The sequence below is a fragment of the Clostridioides sp. GD02367 genome, from assembly GCF_045900275.1.
Lineage (GTDB): Bacteria > Bacillota > Clostridia > Peptostreptococcales > Peptostreptococcaceae > Clostridioides > Clostridioides difficile_A.
Genome location: NZ_JBJODK010000002.1, coordinates 104,650 through 120,859, shown reverse-complemented (window position 1 = coordinate 120,859; position 16,210 = coordinate 104,650). Strand labels below are relative to the sequence as shown.

The following is a 16,210-nucleotide window of genomic DNA, read 5'->3' as shown; positions in this document are numbered from 1 at the left end:
TCTACTCCTCTTTAAACTTCATAACACTTCGATAAAGTATCAGTTAATCTATTCTTATATTCTTCATATTTTTTACTTCCTCTAACTCTAGGTCTTGGAATATCTATGTTTATATCGTCAATAACTCTTCCTTTATCTCTTGACATTACAATAACTCTATCACTCATATATACAGCTTCGTCAACATCATGAGTTACCATTAATGCAGTTATTTTCTTTTTTGTCCATATTCTTTCTAGCTCTTCTTGTAAGTTTTGTCTCATTTGAAAGTCAACTGCTCCCAATGGTTCATCCATTAATAATACTTCTGGATTGCATGCTAAGGCTCTTATCATAGCAACCCTTTGTTTCATCCCTCCAGATAATTGATGAGGAAACAACTTTTCTTTCCCTTTTAAATCTGACATAACTAAAAGTTCTTCTAACATTTCTTCTCTTTTTTCCTTTGGTATTTTCTGTTGTTTCATAGGAAATAGAACATTTCCTCTTATAGTTTTCCAAGGAAATAAAGCATAATTTTGAAATATGAAAGCTCTATCTATACCTGGTTTTTTAACTTTTTTATCATTTATAAAAACATCTCCACTTTCTGATTTTTGAAATCCACCTATTATAGTAAGTAGAGTCGTTTTTCCACACCCTGATGGCCCTAAAAGACAAACAAATTGACCATTTTCTATATCCATACTTATATCTTCTAAAACCTTTGTATGTACTTTATTATTTACAAATGTTTTATTTATATCTCTTACACTTAACTTCATTAATCTGCAAACCTCCATCTACAAAGGATTTTATTTATAAACTTTAATACTCTATCTATTATAAATCCTATTAAAGCTGCAAATATCATAAGCCCAATTAATACATCTGTATGCATTAATGTTTGAGCTTGTACCATTGAGTAACCGAGACCGGCACTCGTAGCTATAAACTCCGCTCAGATAACAGACATCCATCCTGTACTTATAGCTATTCTTGAACCAGTTAGTATATCAGGAAGAGACGCTGGCACTATTACATTTGTAAATATTACAAATGGCGATGCCCCCATACTTCTAGCTGCATTATAATAATCTTTTGATATTGCTCTTACACCTTGAATAGTATTTAAGATTATAGGAAAAACTCCTGAAAAAGCTATTAAAAATATTGTTGGACCATCTCCTATACCAAACCATACTATAGTAAGAGGCACCCATGCCATTATAGGAACCTGTCTTACAGAATCTACGACTGGAGATAAAACTTTTTCAAAAGTTTTAGAAAATCCCATGATAAACCCTATTGGAAGCCCAAATAATAGCGCATACATAAAACCTTTGAGTACTCTCTGTAATGTTATAAAAAGATTAGTAACTGTCTCTACATCTGTTACACAATAAAAGAAACCTTTTATTACATCTACTGGCATTGGAAGTAATAAAGAGCTTCCTATATCTTTTGCCGCAAAATGCCAAACTGAAAATATAATGACTAAGAGTATTATCTTGTATAGAATATCCATACTACTATCAGATTTTTTCTTAGTTAATCTATCTCTTTTATCTTTAGAAACTTTAATTTCCAATTTCTTATTTCCTCCATATCTATATTTCTTATATTCTTGTACTCTTTCAGTGTATTCTTAAATGTAGATTCATTATTTAAAGCATCAACACTTTTATTGTAAAGTTTTATAAAATCACTATATGCTTTACTTTTTTTAAATTTTTTGCTTACAACTAAAACATAAGTATCATAATCTCCCAATTCAGTTGTAGATTTTCTTGTACCTTCTAATCCGATTGATTTTATACAGTCTATTACAACACCATCTACTAGATTGCTTTCTAATCCATATGCTAATGCAGTCCCTAATAAAGGAGATATTTCTACATTTTCATAATATTTCTTCACTAATTCTGACTGATAATTTCTGTTTTGAATGATTCCAATTTTTTTAGGATTGCTATTACTTAATAAGAATACATCTGAATTTTGAACTACTGTGCCAACAATTTCAAATCCACTAGTTGCATTTACATACTGTTTTGCGGCATCTTTACATATAATTGCTATATCTATTTCCTCTGAACTCAGAGCCCATTGCATTGTACTTGCTCAGCAATCATTAATTGTAAAAGTATCCATTACATCACTTACTTTTATATTTTCAAAGTAGTCTCTATTTACCATATAATTTATTACAAAACCAGAGGTATCATCAGATACCCCTATTCTTAGTTTTCCTTCTATTTCTTCTTTATCTTCAAAATTAAAAAATATTATAAATATACTTCCCAAAACAATAATAAAAAGTATTATTATATTTTTTATATTCTCCATTTATTTATAATACCTTTGCTTTCCAATCTTCATAACTCATACCTTCAGGAAACTCTGGATTAACTTTTTCTTTTATAAATTTATCAAAATCATCTGCTCCACAAGAATCCAATAAACTTGTATCAATTGTATCTTCATATTTAGGTATATCATCTAGTGCTTTTAAATCTTTATACATTTGTAAATTGTTTTTATATTCTTCTCCTGTAACTTTCCAAGTAAGTGTTCTACCTTCTCCAACTGTCTTTTTATAAATAGTTCTAAGTGCAACTTCTTCTTCTACATTATAATATTTTGCAAATATCTTAGCAGCTTCAGCTGGATTTGTATATATGTATTCTATTGCTTTTGTATGGGCTAGAACCAATTTTTTTGCTAAATCTGGATGTTCTTTTATAAAGTTTTTGTTTAATGAGAATGAACAACAGTTATATTCTTTACCATTAGCTTTTTCTTTATATTGAGTAGATGCTATTATTTTTCCTGCACCATCATTTTCAGCTACAGAACCCCAAGGGTCACAAGATGTAAATGCTTGTATTTTTCCAGTCTTAAGAGCTAAGTATTTATCTTTATCTGAATCCATATTTACAATTTCATATTTTGATGGGTCAGTTGGTAGACCTGTTTCTGGTCCATAATCACTTGTCCATAAGAAATCACTCATATCTGTTGCAATTTTTTTACCTAGTAAATCTTTAGGTTCTTTTATATCTTTTGAAACTATTAAATATTCAGAACCACCAGTATGATTATTAGCTGCTATTGTTATTGGTGAACCTTTAGGTATAGCCCCCACAAGACCTTTTGTTCCTATATAACCGGCATCCATTTTCCCTGCTGCCATAGCTTCAGGAACTTTACCATTTCCAACAGTTTTTACATTAAGACCTAAATCTTTATATATTCCAGCTGCTTCTGCTACTGGTCCAGCAGTCATATGGTCACAGTTATAATACCCTACTGTTATTGTATAATCATCCTTCCCAACTTTTGCTTCTTCTTTCTCTTTTGGTTTACTACTACAGCCTGTTAGTATAGATGCTCCCATTACACTAACTAAGATTAATGCTTGAATCTTCTTAGATACTCTCATCTAAATTTCCCACCTTTGTGTATTATTTTTATTTTTAGCAACATTTGTCCATATCTTCTCCAAATAAATCAACAAACTTGTTGCCTTCTACCCTATAAATTGCATACCCTACATTACCATTCTTAGAACCTGACACAATTACTTCTATTGGTGGTTCATCATCAATATTTTTAAAATTTATAGTTTGATTCTCTATAGGTGCTGGTATTGGTTTTGTTATGTAATGACTGTTTTTGTCAGAAACTACCACTACCATTTCATTTGAATTATTACCTTTTTTATATATAACTACTAAATCTTTTTTCCCATCATTATTTAAATCTTCTTCAGCACAAGTTATTATATTTTCTTTATGATTTTTTCTAAAATATTCCAATGTTTCTTTATTCACATTTGGAATAGAGGCATCTTCTTCAAGGTTATCATCCACTATCTTTGATAAAACTATTAATGCTACTACTATACAGGATATTATAACTATCTTTTTAAGCATGATTTCCTATGACCTCTTTCATTTTTGGTATTATTGATTTAAATGCAAATAAAATAATTACAATCGTACACGCATATTCAAAACTATCTGGTATATTTAACATTAGTTTATTTGCCAACTGTATTGAAGAATTTGTTGTATCTAAATTTACTGAATTGTCATTTACTAAAAGTAAATTTGTTATGTATCCAATTATTATTGAGGATAGTGTCAAAGTTACTGAATATATAATAACAGTTCTTTTCCCAATAAGTTTAAACATACTTATAAGTTCTGGTAAGTTTGTAGCGGCTCCAGCTATTAAAAACGTTATCGCTATCCCAGGAGAAGCTCCACTTGCAACAAGGGCAGCTATAAATGGAATATGTCCTACTGCACACACATACATGACACATGCAAGTATTGCTATACTTCCAAGAGATATCAATCCTGGATTACCTAGATATTTTTGAATTATGCTATTTGGAAAAATTGTTGTTATAAAACCTGCAAAAAGCATTCCCATTACTACATATTTACTAATAGTAAGAGCTAACTCTCCAAAAGACCATTTAAGACCATCAATCAGATTTTCTATAAAACTTCTCTTTTCTTCTTCTAATTCTATTACATCTTCATCTGAATCATTATGCAAAGATAATTCTTCTTTTCCAAAACAATTTCCTAAAAATCCTACTAAAAATGGCACTAAAAAACCAGCTATTAGATAAATAATTGTAACTTTAGGCCCCAAAAGACCTAGACAAAGAACTACAGCTATTGGATTTATTATTGGAGTTGATGTCATAAAAGCAAGCACTGGTCCTAGGTATGCTCCGGAATAATACATACTTATACCAAGTGGGATTACTCCACAGCTACATATTGGTAAAAACATTCCTGAGATAGTGCTTTTAATCAAAGAAGAAAATTTCTTATTTCCAAGTTGTTTTTGAAACCTTTTTGGAGTTAAAACATTGTGAAGTACACCTGCTAATATAAAACTTATCATAAGCCATCCTGATGCTCCATTCAATGTAACTATAGAAGCTACTATAGTCTCTTTAATTCCATTTAAAACAATTTCTAATATATTCATTTTTGATACTCCTAATTTTAAACTTTTAACTATTATTTATAGCTTCTACTATCGCCTTTTCAATTGTATCTTTATTTAATCTGTCATATTTTTTTTTCTGATTTATTATTAAAGTTCCTTTTGTTATAATTCCATATTTTTTTACATATGAAAAATCTTTACCTGCCTGATACAGTTTCACTTCCAATTTATCAGTATACTTTTCTGACATTTTTTTTATAAACACTCCATGCTCATCACAAGATGGTCAAGTATTTATAAATTCAACTAAAACTTTAGACATTTGTTCATCCCCTACTCAAACAATTTATCCTTGACTTAAAATAATCCACAGAAAATAAGTTTTCCCATGGATTGTATACCAAACTGTTTTATAATGTTATGACTTGATCTATACCTGCACTACCTAAACAAGCATATAAGTTTGGAAAGCATCCAATCGTAGCCCCATCAACCAAGTTATTCTCTATCCCTCTCTCTATAGCACATTGGTCACAAGCCATTATTATCATATCCGTTTTTTTATGTAATTCACTTAGTTTTTCTCCTATTGGATTCCCTTTAGATAAGAATAATGTATTATCCATAAAGAAAAACATCCCTAGAACATCTACTCCATGAGTTCCTTGTTCTAATTGTGGTATTATCATTTTGTCTAAAATTTTATGTACATTAGTACTATTGAAGATATATGCTACTTTCATTTTTATTCCTCCATCCAATTCTTTCCTAAATTTTATACAAATTTTTACATATACAATTATATTATAAGTTCTTTTGTATTTATATGTAAAATAGATAATAACTATATCATTAAAAGTATATATAGCATTTATCTATATAAATTAAATTATTAATTAAACTTTTTTCTATTTTTATTAAATAAAAAAGCAAAAGTAAGATTGTCAGCTAAACATCAGTGTTTATCAGCAATTCAGTAAACTAAAAGAGCATATTTTACCACTGATTTACCACTTATGAAAGAACCTTGTTAGGACAAAGATTATAGTATAAAGCAACAAAACGAAAAGCATTTATCTACTATCTAGATGAGTGCTTCTCGTTTGTTATATCTTCTCCGTAAATTTATATCCTAATACACCAGATGGTAACAATGTATTGTGGGTTGTCTGGGTCGAGTTCAACTTTCTTTCGTAATTTATGGATAAATCCTATGATATTCTTTGATTCATAGATATGGTTATAAACCTATACATTCTTATAAATCTGTTCTGAATACCTGTACCTTGTTGGAGAACAGGAAGTAAAATAGGTCAAATTCTTTAGCGGTCAGATACAACTCTTGTCCTGTGTTATCTGTAAATGTTCTGGTAAATGAGTCTATGTAAAAATTATATTTCTGTTCTGTAATGCTAACTGGAACATATGATAACTTACGAGATAACCATTCATCTGTAAAATTTATTTTATTTATAACCTTTTAAGTAAGTATAGGTTAAAACTAAGCGATATCTTTGATATTTTTAAAACTGTATTTCGTTATGATAGTTATGATTATCATTATTCCACAAATAAATAATATTGGAATGTAGAAATTAGAGTTAAAAGTTTCTAGTAAATTTCCATATAAAATTTGCCCAACTGGTGTACTACATTGTGCTCCAGCAATGATAATGGACATAACTCTACCTAACATTTCATTTGGTGTTTTCTTTTGAACCTTACTAACTAGAAAGATTTGAAGTATTGATAGCATAGCAGATATTGGAATTGCCCCTAGCATAAAAATTGTGAATGCAGGAAAGTATCCAATTTTCAAGATTGATGGTAAAACTGATACTGCTATAAAAAGGAGCATTCCTCCCATGAACAATACCCAGCGATACACTGCATTAAACTTCAATTTCCTCGCAAATACACCAACCGTCAATGCGCCAACGACAGTAGCAAGATTGATTATCCCCATACCTAGACCATACATTGTTTCTGTACTGACCATCACTAAGCGAAGAATTGTAGGAGCTGCGATTACCAAAAGTGGTGTCACAATAAGATTCATTGCCATTGCAAAAATGACTGATTTAAAGATAAAAGGTTCTTTTATTACATACATAAAGCCACTTTTTAAATCGGATATCGTTGTATGGATGATATGTCCCTTTTTCCTTGTTTTTTCAAATGGAATATCAATAAAAATTTCCATAATTGCAGATAGTATAAATAAGATACTACATACTAATATTAGAATATTGAAATTGATAGTGCTATATAAAAGACTACCTAAAATTGGAGCAGAAACCATCGCCAATGATTGAACAGCAGTTACAATCCCATTACTGCTTTCAATCTTTTTATCTTCAACAAGTAACGGTACACTTGCCGAAACAGTTGGGTTGTACATTGAGCTGATCGCGGAAAGCAGTATCATTACGAAACCAATTACTACAATGGAAGTATTTCCATATAAAAGTAAAAGAAATAAACAAAATACTATCGTTCCACTACAAAAATCATAGATTACCATTAAATTTTTACGATTAAACCTATCTGCTATTGCTCCACCGAATGGTCCTAATAAAAGTGGGATATTAGAAATAGCAAATAAAGTTGCAAACACATCCGCACGACCTGTTATATCTAAAACAAACAATGATAACGCGAATCGTAAAAGAGAAGAACCTAGTATTGATATAATCTGACCTAAGACCATTAGTTTAAAGTTTTTTAATGGTGGAATAATTCTTTTTTCCATAGAATTGCATTGTATACTATCATCAATTATATAATTCATATTTTCCTCCCTCATATCAATAAGCCTGTTTAAATAAGTCTTTGGCTTTCTTTATTCCATCACTATCAATAATTGGTATCTCCATTTTCTTCAAAAGAAGAAATAAAAAGTCAAATCTACTGCATACTTCTGAATAACTACGTTTAAATAATGTTGGGTTTAGTAAAACATCAACAGCAAAGATAAGAATTTCAGCTAACTCTTGGGGATATTCGCATTCATATTCATGGTTTTTAACGCCTTGCTCTATTATTTTACCAAAATAGGGAGCACACACATTGTTAAGGTAGCGTACTTCTTCTAATAGCGCAAATGGTATTTTTTCATTCCAATAACAATCAACCATTTGTTTATGCGTATAATCATCTGCACTATGAGCAATAATTTTCATCATTTTTTCTTTTGATGTAAGCGTCGTATCTGCAACAAGTTTTTCTAAAAAGCTATTCATTTGTGAATAAAAGCCTTCCGTTATACTTCTTAATATGTCTTCTTTACTCTTAAAGTGATGATACATTGCCCCTCTAGATAGCCCAGACAGATTTATAATATCCTGTGTAGAAGTTGCATCATATCCTTTTGATAAAAATAAAGAAAATGCTGATTGAATAATTTTTTCTTTACTATTATTACTTTTTTCTTCTCTATTCATTTTAATCCTCCTCATAAAAACAGATTGTCTGTTTGTTTTATTGTATGCTTAAATTTTTCAAATGTCAAGACTTTGGATTTTAAGTAATAAATATGGCTTACTACTAAATGAATATAGAAGTAAGCATTTATGTTTTCTTATTTTATAACTTTCCAGTTATCACCTTTCTGCAAGGTCAATTCGTACTATGAAATCTGTACAGACTTTGTCTGCTGGTCGATTGATTGTCAAAGACTTGGACTTTGACCATCGGCTTATCAACATAGAGCATCAGTTTTTAAGAAACAAGGAAGTTGGCTACTACATTGAAATACTTAAGGCCAAAAGCGAAATATGTCAAGTGCTTATGAGTGATTAAGTTCGTGAATCATTTCAGAGAGTTCTAACAAATCACAGGAATATCCAGCTGATAGCGTAAGGGATTTACCACACTTCTACCACTTTTGAAAGATAAAACATGAGGATATATACAGAGAAATGTAAAGTATCAACTAATAGAAAAAGCGCTTATATAAGCGTAGAATAAGGTCATGAAGACATATGCGAATTTATAAAAGATAATCGAAATCTTATATTAAGTTTAGATTAATTTTAATATAAATAGACTCCTTAAACTTATCAAGTAAATTTATGGAGTCTATCTTAATTAAATTTATATCAATATCAAATTTATATATTTCTCAGATTTTTCATACTTATATCGAGAGCTTTGACAGAGTGTGTAAGTGCTCCTACAGAAACAACATCAACTCCAATTTTTCCTATAGATTCTATAGTATCTAAATTCACATTTCCAGAAAATTCTACAATTGCTCTTCCATTTATAATATCTATAGCTTGTTTTGCCATTTCTAAGCTCATATTATCCAACATTATTATATCTGCTTTTGCTTCTAAAGCTTCTTTTACCATATCTAAGGTTTCCACTTCTACTTCTATTTTTCTAACAAAAGAAGTGTTTTTTCTAGCTAGTTCAACTGCATTTTTGACACCACCAGCGGCTCCAATGTGATTGTCTTTAAGCAAAATTCCATCAGATAAATTAAATCTATGATTACATCCTCCACCTACTTTTACAGAATATTTATCTAATATTCTAAGATTAGGTATTGTTTTTCTACTATCTAACAACTTTGTATTTGTACCTTCAAGCTTTTCAACATATTTACTAGTAGTAGTGGCTATACCACTCATTCTTTGTAAATAATTTAATGCTACACGTTCTCCTACAAGTAAATTTCTAGTATTCCCAGTTAATACAGCTATCTTTTCACGATTTTCTACTTTATCACCATCATTTTTATATAACTCTACATCTACATTTCCAAGTATCTCAAAAACCCTCTTAAATACACCTAATCCAGCTATTATACCATCTTGCTTACAAATTAAATCTACAGTAGACTTAGAATTTTCATCCACAATAGAATTAGTTGTTATATCTTCACTTGGAACATCTTCTATTAAAGCATCCTGTATCATTCTATCAATAATCAAATAATTCATCGCCAAAATCCTCACTTGTTCTTTCAATTTCTTTTATGACTAATATTTTATTCTCTTTTTTTATCTTTTCTATATCTATGTCCATATCTGGTATATCTATAAATTCAACTTTTATCTCATCCATAACTGAGTTTATACTTTTGGCGGCTCTCTTTGAAAATACAAGCCCTTCAAGTAAAGAATTACTTGCCAGTCTATTTGCTCCATGAACACCTGTGCAACTAATCTCTCCAACTGCATATAAATTTTCCATAGATGTTTTTGAGTCCAAGTCGACATGTATCCCACCCATAAAATAATGTTGTGCAGGTGATACTTTTATATATTCCTTAGTTATATCTGTCCCTCTAGTCAAACATTCATTGTAAATGAAAGAAAATCTGTTAATTAAATATTCGCTACCTAAATGCGTTGCATCTAGATATACATAAGGTGAATTATCTTTTTCCATTTGCTCAAAAATAGCTTTTGAAACTACATCCCTAGGAAGAAGTTCATCGACAAATCTTTCTTTATTTTTATTTAAAAGTTTAGCTCCCTCTCCTCTTAGTGATTCAGATATAAGCATTCTCCTGCCTTCACTATTCTCTTCATAGAAAGCTGTTGGATGTATTTGAATATACTCTAAGTTCTCTATTTTTATATCATTTTTTAAAGCTATAGCAATTCCATCACCTGTAAGGTGTCTTTGGTTGGTAGAGTTTTTGAAAAGTCCACCTATTCCACCTGTAGCCAAAACTACCACTTTTGAAAAAACATGAATTTCTTTTTGAGATTTAAAAATTCTAGCTCCTATACACTTATTACCATCTTTTAATATGTCTAAAAGATACGCATCTTCTATAAGAGTTATATTTTCTCTAGTTTTAGCTTCTTTTAATAAAGTCTTAAAAACAACCTCTCCAGTATTATCTTTGCTATGAACTATTCTATTTACACTATGAGCACCTTCTCTAGTGTAATCTATTTCTCCATTTTCTCTATCTAAAGGCATACCATAATCTACTATTTGTCCTACATTTTCAATAGATTCATCTGCAAGAACTTGGACTGCTTCAACTCTATTTTTATACTGACCAGCTTTCATTGTATCTTCCACAAAAGACTCTATATCATCAATATTTCTAGCAGTTGAAATTCCACCTTGTGCAAGATATGTATTATTGTTTTCAATTGTAGATTTTGATACTACTAATACATTTAAATTTTTATCTAAATTTAATGCACAATATAACCCTGAAATACCACTTCCAACTATTAAAACATCTTGTTCTAAATTCATAAGTCTATCCCTCTATCCTTCTGCTAATCTGTGCATATTAAGCAGTGAATTTAAAGCCTTTTCCATGATTTCATCTTCTACAGTAACTTCATTTTCCATATTTTTAAGTGTACTGTATAAATTTTCTAATGTTGTCTTTTTCATATCAGTACATAGTATTCTTCCTCCAGGGATGTAAAAGTTTTTATTAGGATTCTTTTTCTTTAATTCATGTAATATTCCTTCTTCAGTTGCTATTATAAAATCTTTATTTTCACTATTAGTAGCATATTTTATTATTCCTGATGTACTGCCTACATAATCTCCTAAATCTCTTACTTCCTTTTTACATTCTGGATGTACCAACACTTCTGCATCTTTATACTTATCTTTTAATTCAATTATTTCTTCAGCCTTTATATTATTGTGGTATTTGCAATATCCGTCCCAAAATATAAAGTCTTTATCTGGAAATTTCTCTGCAATATATCCTCCTAAGTTTTTATCTGGAAGAAATATAATTTCTTTATTATCTATGTTTTCTAATATTTTAATTGCACTGGACGATGTAACGGAAACATCACAATGTGCCTTGACTTTAGCTGTAGAGTTTATATAACATACAACCAAAGCATTTGGATACTGTTGTTTTAGTTTTATCACGCCTTCTTCATCTACCATATCTGCCATAGCGCATCCAGCGTTACTTACTGGCATTAATACAGTTTTCTCAGGTGATAATATCTTAGCACTTTCTCCCATAAATCTTACTCCACAAAATACAACCACATCTTCGTTACAATCTCTAGCAATTTCACTTAAGTAATACGAATCACCAACTGCGTCTGCTAATTCTTGTATTTCTGGTGGTTGATAAAAATGGGCAAGTATTATTGCATTTTTTTCTTTCTTTAGCTCTTTGATTTGATATGTTAAATCTTTATCCATAATTGCACCGCTTTCTATATGTACTAGTGTATATACACCTGTAAACTCATTATATCACTTGACTATTCTTTCTTCAAGAATTTTAGACCTCTTAATATTGTTAAGATATAGACATTTACATTATCAATTGATTTATCTTTTTTACTTATATATTTAAACTATTTTTTATGTTTTTTAATTTTTTTGTAAAATATTATCAGAATTTTGTTTATATTCTTTATTGCTATAATATTGAAAATTTTACCAAACACATGTATACTAAGTACATGATTATGTGTATGTATTAATTTCTGAAATTATATTACTTTTAGTATTTTATAGAATTTGTAGGTTATTTCAATACGTATACAGAATCCAAAAATTTTATAAATGAGGTGATATTATGACAACGTTCTTAATTGGATTGGCTATATTACTAATAGGAGGTGCTTTATATGGTGCTTATTGTGAAAAAGTATTTAGCCCAGATGACAGAAAAACACCTGCTCTTGCTCAGAGTGATGGTGTAGACTATGTTCCAATGAAAAAATGGAAGAATAGTCTCATTGAATTGCTTAATATAGCTGGTACAGGACCAATTCTAGGACCTATCCAAGGTATATTGTTTGGCCCAATAGCATTTATACTAATCCCTATTGGTTGTGTATTTGGAGGAGCTTTACATGACTATATGAGTGGAATGATTAGTATAAGAGAAAAAGGAGCACAGATGCCTTCTCTTATCAGTAGATTTTTAGGTAATAAAGTATTTCAAGTCTATAATATATTCCTTTGTCTATTAATGCTTTTAGTTGGTGCAGTTTTTATTTACACACCTGGAGATTTGGTTGTTACACAAATCTTAAATATGAAGTCAACTATAAACAATCCAGTTGTATGGATAGTTTATGGAATTATTTTTGTATATTATTTATGTGCAACACTCTTCCCAATTGATAAGATTATAGGAAAAATATATCCAATATTTGGGGCAATACTACTTTTATCTGCTGCTGGTGTTGGAATCGGAATATTTACACAAGGTTATGATTTAGCTAATCTAAGTCTTGCAAATTGGAAAGGTATTCATCCTGATGGAATTCCTCTTATCCCTACATTCTTCGTTACAGTTGCTTGTGGTATAGTTTCTGGGTTCCACTCAACTCAAGCCACTCTTATAGCAAGATCAGTTTCAAATGAAAAAGAAGGAAAAACTACTTTTTATAATATGATGATTTTAGAAGGTTTAATTGCAATGATTTGGGCTGCAGCTGCTATGGGTATTTACAATAAAGGTATACCTAAGGAATTGATAGGCTCTCCTGATGTAATAGGCTTAGTTGCAAGAGATTTACTTGGTTCTATTGGTGGAATCATAGCTATAATAGGTGTTATCATTTTACCAATAACTTCTGGAGATACAGCTTTAAGATCTCTAAGATTAATGCTTGCTGATTATTTTCATTATGACCAAAAGGAAAAGAAACATCGTGTTATACTATCAATCTGTATATTTATCCCTGTCATAGCCATCCTCATATTTGCAAAACTCAGTGCTTCTGGATTTAATATATTATGGAGATATTTCTCATGGAGTAATCAAACCATCGCTATATTTGCATTTGCGATGATTACAGTCTATCTTATAATAAAAGAAAAAAATTATATTATAAGCTTAATTCCAGGTATGTTTTATTCTTTTATCATATTTAGCTATATATTCAATGCTCAAATTGGATTTAATCTAAGTATAAACATATCCTATATTTTAGCTGCTATATTTACTGTATTATACGCTGTTTTAACTGTATACTATGGTAGAAAGTTAAAAAACAAAGCAGATGTGAAACTAGCTGACTAAAATCAACCAGAGTTACACTTAATTAAACTTTTAATATAAAAATCATAAAAAGAGGCTATCTCAAATTAGAGATTGTCTCTTTTTTATTTAACACATAAATAACTAGGTATTTACTCTTTATTGGAATATTTATCCTGAATTTCTAATATAAATAAATAAAAGTTTTAAAACAATCTACACATTTATATACTTAAAATAAATTTTTTTGGAGGAATACTTATGAATAATAAATTACATGAACTTGAAAAAAATCTACCAGAGACATCTTGTTCTTTTTGTACACATCTTTTATTCAAGGGGCCCAGCCTAGACTATAGATATGATATTAGATGTGTTATTTCGGATACTAAACCTGACTTTAGAGGATGTTGTGAATATTTTGAACCAGAATATACAGAATTAGATACAGGAGATTTAGATAATCTATACATAAACTTTCTTGAAACATGCCTCAAGGTGAACTACAGTGATTACATCAATTCTATGTACTGGAAGTTATTTAGAGAAAGGACTTTACTAGAAAATAATTTCAAATGTTCTATATGTGGTTCAACTGAAAATACAGATGTATATCATGTCAATAGAAATTTAGGAAGAGAAACTTCAAAAGATGTAATTGTTAAATGTGATAAATGTAATTGTAAATAGGTGTATAAAATTTAAATAACTTCACATAATAAGTTTAAATAAAACTTAGGAGGTTATTTTATGAAAAATAATAATTTAAATTGCGATGCCACTAATTGTGCTTATAATACTAGTGGATACTGTTATGCTGGGAGCATAAAAGTAGATGGAATGCAAGCAACTACTACAGGAAACACTTATTGTGCTTCTTTTGAAGACAAATATACTTCTGGAATAACTAGTCGTTCTAATGATACTAATCAAGTTGATACAGACAATATCCATTGTGAAGCTGTAAAATGTAAATACAATAAAAATGAACTTTGTAAAGCTGAAAAAGTTCATATAAATTCAGGAAATGCAAGTTGTGAAACTTTTGAAATGAAATAAATTTCTTGTTATTAATTCTATAGTATTTATAAAAATCAAAATGGAACCTATAAAACAGACTTCTTTTATTAATGTTGTCCATTTATAGGTTCTTTTTTAAATCAAATTATGAGTCGCATTCATAAAATAAATTATTATTGTAATATATTATCTAGAAGTAAATTTAACACCTAAAATATCCATAAGGAACATGAATATTGGAACTCCAATTAATAATCCCCACACACCCAAATAATGCTCTCCTACAAGTAAAATAATAAACACAAAACAAACTGGAAGTTTTGTTCTATTTGACATCAGTTTAGGATTCAATATGTATGTTTCTACTGCATGTACTATACAAATCATTGCCAAAACTCCAAGTACTTTTGTTATCCCACCTATATTAAAGGCTATTACAGTTAGTGGAATTAATGATACTATAACTCCTGCCACTGGAATAAGACCTAACACGAAAATCATAAATCCTAAAGCCCATATTTGAGGGAATCCCATAAAACCTAAAAAAATCATGGAAACAACAGAGTTTATAAATGCAATCATTACTTGTACTTTCATTACTTCACCAAAATTTTTCACAAAACTCTTTCCGAAAAATACAAGGGAATTATAAATGAAAGAAATCTTACTATCTGCAAGTTTATTTCCAAATTTCTTGATATCATTTTTTTCAAGTAAAAGAAGCAAACTCAGTAAGAAACCTAACAATATATTTACTCCAAAGCTTCCAACCTTTGTTGCTGTTGATGCTATAAGTAGCCCTGCCTGTGAAATATATTTATTAAAATCTAACTTTGAAACAACAGGATAAAGTTTTGGACCTAGAGATTGAGCAAATTGATTTACATCAAAATCACTAAAAATCCTACTTAATTCCGTAAGTTGGACTATAATTATTGGTACAACTGCATAACTAATCAATACCAGTAATATAGCAAATAGTAAGTATAACACTACAATTATCAACGAATCTGGAATAATTCTAGAGGAAATTTTATTAATTCGTTTTCTTATGGCTACAAGTAAGTTATAAAAAATAAAAGTCATTATAAATGTTAAAAGCACCATATTTAACATGTACCAGAACGTAATTAAAATAATTACTACAACAGATATAGAAACAATTTTATATTTTGAGCCATCATGTGTCAATTCTTTGTTATCTTTCACAGTTTAAACCCTCCCCAAATTTTTATGACTTTACAGTGTCACTCTTTTTTATTCTAATTCTAAAAATAA

General features: G+C 29.5%; 17 protein-coding genes. 3 read left to right on the top strand and 14 right to left on the bottom strand.

The features are described from left to right. Positions 1-11: 11 nt before the first annotated feature. The 13 genes from saoA to nadA all read right to left on the bottom strand — a co-directional run bounded on the left by saoA (position 12) and on the right by nadA (position 12,114). Positions 12-764, bottom strand: a complete 753-nt coding sequence (gene saoA, locus Q3223_RS02575) for an ABC transporter ATP-binding protein SaoA (RefSeq protein ID WP_054270961.1) — start codon at positions 762-764, stop codon at positions 12-14. Further along, positions 764-1,570, bottom strand: a complete 807-nt coding sequence (gene saoP, locus Q3223_RS02570) for an ABC transporter permease subunit SaoP (protein WP_243192666.1) — start codon at positions 1,568-1,570, stop codon at positions 764-766. The genes saoA and saoP overlap by 1 nt, the downstream gene beginning before the upstream one ends. Next, positions 1,531-2,319, bottom strand: coding sequence for an ABC transporter substrate-binding (seleno)protein SaoB (gene saoB, locus Q3223_RS02565; protein WP_243192749.1), 789 nt, complete (start codon positions 2,317-2,319; stop codon positions 1,531-1,533). The genes saoP and saoB overlap by 40 nt, the downstream gene beginning before the upstream one ends. 13 nt (positions 2,320-2,332) lie before the next feature. Next, a complete protein-coding gene (gene saoX / locus Q3223_RS02560) occupies positions 2,333-3,424 on the bottom strand; it encodes an ABC transporter substrate-binding subunit SaoX (protein ID WP_231300797.1) in 1,092 nt (363 codons plus the stop codon). A gap of 34 nt (positions 3,425-3,458) precedes the next feature. Beyond that, entirely contained in the window at positions 3,459-3,917 is a 459-nt protein-coding gene (gene saoC / locus Q3223_RS02555; protein WP_054270966.1) for a Cys-Cys-COOH (seleno)protein SaoC, read from the bottom strand. Further along, entirely contained in the window at positions 3,910-4,995 is a 1,086-nt protein-coding gene (gene saoE, locus Q3223_RS02550; RefSeq protein WP_219672969.1) for an efflux transporter SaoE, read from the bottom strand. The genes saoC and saoE overlap by 8 nt, the downstream gene beginning before the upstream one ends. Before the next feature lie 25 nt (positions 4,996-5,020). Next, positions 5,021-5,278 (bottom strand): thioredoxin-like (seleno)protein SaoT, encoded by a 258-nt coding sequence (gene saoT / locus Q3223_RS02545; RefSeq protein ID WP_243192668.1) that lies wholly within the window; start codon positions 5,276-5,278, stop codon positions 5,021-5,023. An 88-nt stretch (positions 5,279-5,366) separates the two neighbouring features. Continuing rightward, the gene (saoD, locus tag Q3223_RS02540) at positions 5,367-5,699 is read right to left on the bottom strand and encodes a DsrE-related protein SaoD (RefSeq protein WP_054270968.1); all 333 of its coding nucleotides are present in this window, start codon (positions 5,697-5,699) and stop codon (positions 5,367-5,369) included. A gap of 758 nt (positions 5,700-6,457) precedes the next feature. Beyond that, positions 6,458-7,747: an MFS transporter gene (locus tag Q3223_RS02535; protein ID WP_407811542.1), complete on the bottom strand. Its 1,290-nt coding sequence runs from the start codon at positions 7,745-7,747 to the stop codon at positions 6,458-6,460. A 16-nt stretch (positions 7,748-7,763) separates the two neighbouring features. Next, positions 7,764-8,399 (bottom strand): TetR/AcrR family transcriptional regulator, encoded by a 636-nt coding sequence (locus tag Q3223_RS02530; RefSeq protein WP_407811541.1) that lies wholly within the window; start codon positions 8,397-8,399, stop codon positions 7,764-7,766. A gap of 669 nt (positions 8,400-9,068) precedes the next feature. Beyond that, positions 9,069-9,905 (bottom strand): carboxylating nicotinate-nucleotide diphosphorylase, encoded by an 837-nt coding sequence (gene nadC, locus Q3223_RS02525; protein WP_167640586.1) that lies wholly within the window; start codon positions 9,903-9,905, stop codon positions 9,069-9,071. Continuing rightward, positions 9,886-11,187 carry an L-aspartate oxidase gene (locus Q3223_RS02520; RefSeq protein WP_074178395.1) on the bottom strand — a complete coding sequence of 434 codons (1,302 nt, stop codon included), beginning with the start codon at positions 11,185-11,187 and terminating at the stop codon, positions 9,886-9,888. Before Q3223_RS02520 ends, nadC begins: the two co-directional genes overlap by 20 nt. A gap of 12 nt (positions 11,188-11,199) precedes the next feature. Further along, positions 11,200-12,114, bottom strand: a complete 915-nt coding sequence (nadA, locus tag Q3223_RS02515) for a quinolinate synthase NadA (RefSeq protein ID WP_054270971.1) — start codon at positions 12,112-12,114, stop codon at positions 11,200-11,202. Between the two features lie 382 nt (positions 12,115-12,496). Here nadA and Q3223_RS02510 point away from each other — a divergent pair, with 382 nt between their 5' ends. The 3 genes from Q3223_RS02510 to Q3223_RS02500 all read left to right on the top strand — a co-directional run bounded on the left by Q3223_RS02510 (position 12,497) and on the right by Q3223_RS02500 (position 14,971). After that, positions 12,497-13,954, top strand: coding sequence for a carbon starvation protein A (locus Q3223_RS02510; protein ID WP_074178396.1), 1,458 nt, complete (start codon positions 12,497-12,499; stop codon positions 13,952-13,954). A 219-nt stretch (positions 13,955-14,173) separates the two neighbouring features. Beyond that, complete coding sequence (locus Q3223_RS02505) at positions 14,174-14,602, top strand: hypothetical protein (RefSeq protein ID WP_407811540.1); 429 nt, start codon at positions 14,174-14,176, stop codon at positions 14,600-14,602. 60 nt (positions 14,603-14,662) lie between these two features. After that, positions 14,663-14,971, top strand: a complete 309-nt coding sequence (locus tag Q3223_RS02500) for a DUF1540 domain-containing protein (RefSeq protein WP_021385244.1) — start codon at positions 14,663-14,665, stop codon at positions 14,969-14,971. Positions 14,972-15,118: 147 nt separating this feature from the next. Here Q3223_RS02500 and Q3223_RS02495 read toward each other — a convergent pair whose 3' ends face one another. After that, positions 15,119-16,141 carry an AI-2E family transporter gene (locus Q3223_RS02495; protein ID WP_074178397.1) on the bottom strand — a complete coding sequence of 341 codons (1,023 nt, stop codon included), beginning with the start codon at positions 16,139-16,141 and terminating at the stop codon, positions 15,119-15,121. Positions 16,142-16,210: the final 69 nt, after the last annotated feature.